Below are 5,503 nucleotides of genomic sequence, written 5' to 3'. Positions count from 1 at the left end.
TGTCGCGCGGAAGCGCCGGGCCACCTCGCCCCTCGGCATGATCGGCCACATCGCCTACTTGGTGGCGCGGTGCTGGCCATCTACAGCACGGCCCACTGCCTCAGCGGCCTGCTCCTGCGCTGACCCGTGCCCGGTGAGGGGTAGCCCGCTGGCGCGGCACCGGCCACGCCCGTTGCCACCGCCTCGGTTCACCCTGCATGGTGGGCCATCGCCTCATGCGTGGCCGGGTCCTGGCCGTTCGGGGCGCAGCCCACCGTCAACGGGCGCCAACCCGCGTCAGCTCGTGCCCGCTGTCGCGCGGAAGCGCGGGGCCACCTTTGCACCCGGGCCTGGTCGGCCACATCGTCTACCCGATGGCGCCCTCCGGGCATCTGGAGCACGGCCCACCGCCACAGCGGGCTGCTCCCGCGCCCGCAGTCGCGTGGAAGCGCCGGACCACCTCGCACCCCGGCATGCCCAACCACATCCCCTCACAGTGGCGCCGTCCTGGCCACCCGGAGCGCGGCCCACCGTCAGCCGGCGCCGATGCGCACCAGCCCGTGCCCGTAGAAGCCGTTGTAGCCGGTGTACCCGGCGCAGAACGCGTCCTGCCGCCCGTCGCCGGTGAGGTCGTAGTCGGCGGGGCAGGGCACCGGCCGCGCGCGTTCCTCCAGCGCGCGCCGCAGCTGTCGGGCCGTCGAACCGGGCCGCTCGGCCGCGAGCACCGCCGCCGCGCCGGCCACGTGCGGCGCCGCCATCGACGTGCCGCACAGTTCGCCGTACCCGCCGGGCGTGGTGGACAGCACGCACGTGCCGCGGTCGCCGCCCGGCGCGGTCAGGTCCACCACGCCGAGCCCGTACGAGCTGTACCCGGCTTTCACCTCGTCCGGCCCGACCGCCGACACCGCCACCACGTCCCGCAGCGCGGCGGGCAGCGCGTCGCACCCGCCCGCCCGGGACGCCGGGGTCAGGTCGACGGCGTCGTTCGTCGCCGCGGCCACGTTCACCGTGCCCCGCGAAGCCGAGTAGGTCAGCGCCCGGCCGACCGCCTCGCGCACGACCTCGCGTTCCGGCGTCCAGGCGCACGACGAGGCCCACGTGTTGATCGCGAAGCTGCTGTTGGTGACCGCCATCCCGCGCTCGGCCGCCCACATCAGCCCGCACACCACGGCCTCCGGGGTGACCAGACCGCGGTCGTCGATGACCTTGACCGACGCCACCCGCGTGCCCGGCGCGACCCCGGTGGTGCCGCGGCCGTCGTCGGCCGCGGCTATGATCCCCGCGACGTGCGTGCCGTGCGCCGACGTCGTCGCCCGCCACGCGCGCTCAACCGGGTCGGGCACACCGCTCAGACAGCCGGCCGAGTCGCCCCGGTCCAGCGCTTCTGCGAGGTCGGGGTGGTCCGGGTCGATGCCCGAGTCCAGGACACCGACCACGACGTCCGGGCTGCCCGTGCCGGGCCCGCCCACCGCGGCGAGGTTCCACTGCTCGCCGGCGCGGTCCGTGGACGGCACCTCCGACGGCGTGGTCGCCCGCAGGCTGGGCCGCGCCGACCGCTGCCCCGCCCGCCGCTCGTTCTGCGCGCTGTACGTGCGGCCGGGGCCCATCCGCGGCGCGAAGTCCGGCTCGCCGGAGGTGGCGACGCCCACACCGATCTGCGGGTGATACCCGGTCAGCTGCCCGCACGCGGCTCGCACCTGGTCGCGGGCCGCCGGTTCGGGCGTGTCGCGGTCGAAGACGACCAGGTACCGCACGTCGCGCCCGCTGTCCGAGCACGCCTGCTCCGGCTCCGCCGCCGCGACGTGGGCCGGCGCCACCACCAGGACGGCGCACGCCACCGCCACCAGTGATCGTCCGAAGCCGGGCAACGGGGACCTCCAACAGGGCGAACAGCGGCCGGGGGGCCGTCGGCGTCCTGCCGCACGCTAAGCCACCCCGCGCGGCGGCGACAAGCGCACGCGGCAAGTTCGCCCGGCCGTGGTCACGTGCCTGTTGGCACCGAGTACGCCGCACCGGACGCACCGTGTGGGATACTCGGCTTGGCTGCTTCCGCCGACACGTCCGCGACCTGCGGTCCGTCCGGGGGTTGCGGTCCGGAGACAGGCCGGAAGAGCGCCAGGTCGTCGCCGCCAGGAACCACCTGGGTGGCTCGACGAGCGGCAGGCGGGCGGGAACCGCCGGCTCGGACGGCCCGTCACCGAGCGGACCCGCCATCGGCGGGTGCCGGACCCCGGCACCGTCGGGGCGAGACGAGGCACAGGATTCCCGCCGGCGGTGACCACCCCGGCGGAACAGACAGGAAGGGCCCCTGTGCGGCCGCGTCCGCCAGCCCAAGCGGCTGGGACGCGCCCGGGGGCGGAGGAGATGTATGTCGAACGCGGACACACCCGCCGAGAACACCGGCGGGAACACCGCCCTACCCGCAACCGGCCCGCTGGGCGAGTTGCCGCCCCGCGTCCGGGTGCACGCCCTGGCGAAGCTGCTCGGCTCCAACAGCCGGGTCGTGCTGGCGAAGCTCACCGAACTGGGTGAGACGGCGCGCAGCGCCCAGTCGAGCGTGCCGCGGGAGGTCGCGGTGAAGGTCGCCGAGGCGCTCGCCCCGGCCGACGAGCAGGCCGTCGAGGAGGCCGCCGCCCCCGAGGCGGTCGCCCCGGCCGAGGACGCGGCGCCCGCGCCGGACGCCGTCCCGGAGAGCACGCCCGAGCCGGTCGTCGAGACACCGGCCGCCCAGACCACCCCCGAGCCCGCCACCCAGGCGACGCCGGAGCCCGAGACCGCGCCGGCGGCCGCGGCGCCCGAACCCGTGGCCGAGCCCGAGCCCGAGCCGGTGCGGCAGCCGCAGCGCCCGCCGCACATGCCGGTCTTCGCGGCCCCGTCGCCGGTGTTCCTGCCGCCGGAGGCCGGTGCCGTCGAGGAGGAGCCCGCCCCCAAGGCGGAGCAGCCCGCCGAGGTCAAGCCGGTGGACGAGGACTCCGACGAGGGTGAGGACGGCGCAGGCCGCCGTCGCCGCCGCCGGGGCCGTCGCGGCCGTGGCCGGGGCAAGGGCGGCGACGAGAACGCCACCGAGACCACCGAGGCCGACGAGACCGCGCCTGCCGAGGAGACCGCCAAGGCCGAGGACGAGGACACCGCCGACGAGGGCGAGCCGTCCGAGGACACCGACGAGACCGAGGGCTCGAGCCGTCGTCGCCGTCGCCGTCGCCGCCGCAAGGGCTCGGACGGCGACAGCGCCGACGCCACCACCGACGACCCGCCGAACACCGTCGTCCACGTCCGCGAGGCGAAGGCCGAGGAGAAGAGCGGCAGCAGCTCGGACGGGGTGCGCAGCGTCCGCGGCTCCACGCGGCTGGAGGCCAAGCGCCAGCGCCGCCGGGACGGCCGCGAGGCGGGCCGCCGCCGCGCGCCGATCCTGTCCGAGGCCGAGTTCCTGGCCCGGCGCGAGTCGGTCGAGCGCACGATGGTGGTCGCCGAGCGCGGCGAGCACACCCAGATCGGCGTGCTCGAGGACGGTGTGCTCGTCGAGCACTTCGTGACCTCGCAGGGCAGCGGCTCGATCGTCGGCAACGTCTATCTGGGCCGCGTGCAGAACGTGCTGCCCTCGATGGAGGCCGCGTTCGTCGACATCGGCCGCGGCCGCAACGCCGTGCTCTACGCCGGCGAGGTCGACTGGGACGCCGCCGGCCTGGAGGGCAAGTCCCGCAAGATCGAGCAGGCCCTCTCCACCGGCGACAACGTGCTGGTGCAGGTCACCAAGGACCCGGTCGGGCACAAGGGCGCCCGGCTGACCACCCAGATCTCGCTGCCGGGCCGCTTCCTGGTCTACATGCCCTCGGGCGGCGCCACCGGCATCTCGCGCAAGCTGCCGGAGAACGAGCGGCGGCGGCTGAAGGACATCCTCAAGCGGATCGTCCCCGAGGACGCCGGTGTGATCATCCGCACGGCGTCGGAGGGCATCAGCGAGGAGGAGCTGGAGCGCGACGTCCGGCGGCTGAAGGCGCAGTGGGAGGTCGTCAAGGAGAAGGCCGACGCGGCCACCTCCGGCAAGAAGTCCTCCGCCCCGGTGATGCTCTACGAAGAGCCGGACCTGCTGGTCAAGGTGGTCCGCGACCTGTTCACCGAGGACTTCGTCTCGCTCGAGGTCCAGGGCGACACGGCGTGGGAGACCATCCGCGCCTACGTCGAGCACGTCGCGCCGGACCTGACTCCCAGGCTCAAGCGCTACGTCGGCACCGGAGACGTGCTGGCCGAGCACCGCATCGACGAGCAGCTCACCAAGGCGCTGGACCGCAAGGTGTGGCTGCCCTCCGGCGGTTACCTGGTCATCGACCGCACCGAGGCGATGACGGTGATCGACGTCAACACCGGCAAGTTCACCGGTTCGGGCGGCAACCTCGAGGAGACGGTCACCCGCAACAACCTGGAGTCGGCCGAGGAGATCGTGCGCCAGCTGCGGCTGCGCGACATCGGCGGCATCATCGTGATCGACTTCATCGACATGGTGCTGGAGTCCAACCGCGAGCTGGTGCTCAAGCGGCTGACCGAGTGCCTCGGCCGGGACCGCACGCGTCACCAGGTCGCCGAGGTCACCTCGCTGGGCCTGGTGCAGATGACCCGCAAGAAGATCGGCACCGGCCTGCTCGAGGCGTTCTCCACGACGTGCGAGCACTGCAAGGGCCGCGGGGTCATCGTCTCGACCGAGCCGGTGAAGTCGGGCAACGGCGGCAACGGCGGCGGGCACCAGCACGGCGGTGGCGGCGGCGGTTCGCGCCGGTCGCGCGGCCGGGCCAAGGTCGAGGAGCCGCAGGCGGAGAAGACACCCGAGCCGTCGCCGGTGCAGCGGGAGAGCACGATCTCGGCCGTCGAGGCCATGGCCAAGGCCGCGAAGATCGCCTCGACGAAGACCGAGGGCGGCGAGAAGGCGGAGAACGGCGCGGCCCCGGCCGAGGCGACCCCCGCCGAGGCGCACACCGGCGCGGAAAAGGCCGGTGCGGAGAAGGCCGGCAGCGACCGCCCCGACCGGCGGTCCCGCTCCCGTGGGAAGGCCCGCGCCGAGACGGCCCAGCCCGAAGCCCAGACCCAGCCGAACGCGACGGTCCAGCCCGAGGCGGCGCCCCAGCCCCCGGCTCCGGCCGAGGCGCAGGCCGAGCCCAGCGCGACCGACCAGGCTGACGCAGCGGCCCAGCCCAGCGCGGCTGACGAGTCGGGTGCTGCCCAGTCGGGTGCGACCCAGACCGCTGCCACGGCTCAGACCGCTGCCACGGCTCAGTCCGGTGCCACGGCTCAGTCCGGTGCCACGGCTCAGTCCGCTGCCACGGCTCAGTCCGGTGCCGTGGGGCAGCCCGTGGCGCAGGCCGAGCCCTCCGAGCCGGCCGGCTCGGAGGCGCAGCCTCCGGCCACGGCTTCGGCCGCACCGGAAGGTGCGGCCCAGTCCGGGACGGACCGGTCCGCGACTGGCTCCGAGAACGCGGCCCAGCCCACGTCGGCCCAGCCCACGTCGGCCCAGCCCACGTCGGCCCAGCCCACG

2 protein-coding genes are annotated in these 5,503 nt (G+C 75.0%); one reads left to right on the top strand and one right to left on the bottom strand.

The window, feature by feature from the left end; translation table 11 throughout:
- Positions 1-512 precede the first annotated feature (512 nt).
- Positions 513-1,847 (bottom strand): S8 family peptidase, encoded by a 1,335-nt coding sequence (locus L2C96_RS20315; protein ID WP_237337356.1) that lies wholly within the window; start codon positions 1,845-1,847, stop codon positions 513-515.
- 500 nt (positions 1,848-2,347) lie between these two features.
- On the opposite strand from L2C96_RS20315, the gene L2C96_RS20310 reads away from it, so the two are divergent.
- The coding region (locus tag L2C96_RS20310) for an Rne/Rng family ribonuclease (protein ID WP_237337355.1) at positions 2,348-5,503 on the top strand (3,156 nt) is incomplete at its 3' end.

The sequence above is a fragment of the Amycolatopsis tucumanensis genome, assembly GCF_021654135.1.
Classification (GTDB): domain Bacteria; phylum Actinomycetota; class Actinomycetes; order Mycobacteriales; family Pseudonocardiaceae; genus Amycolatopsis_E; species Amycolatopsis_E tucumanensis.
Note: the sequence above shows the minus strand (reverse complement) of the source record. Positions and strands in the feature narration are given on the sequence as shown.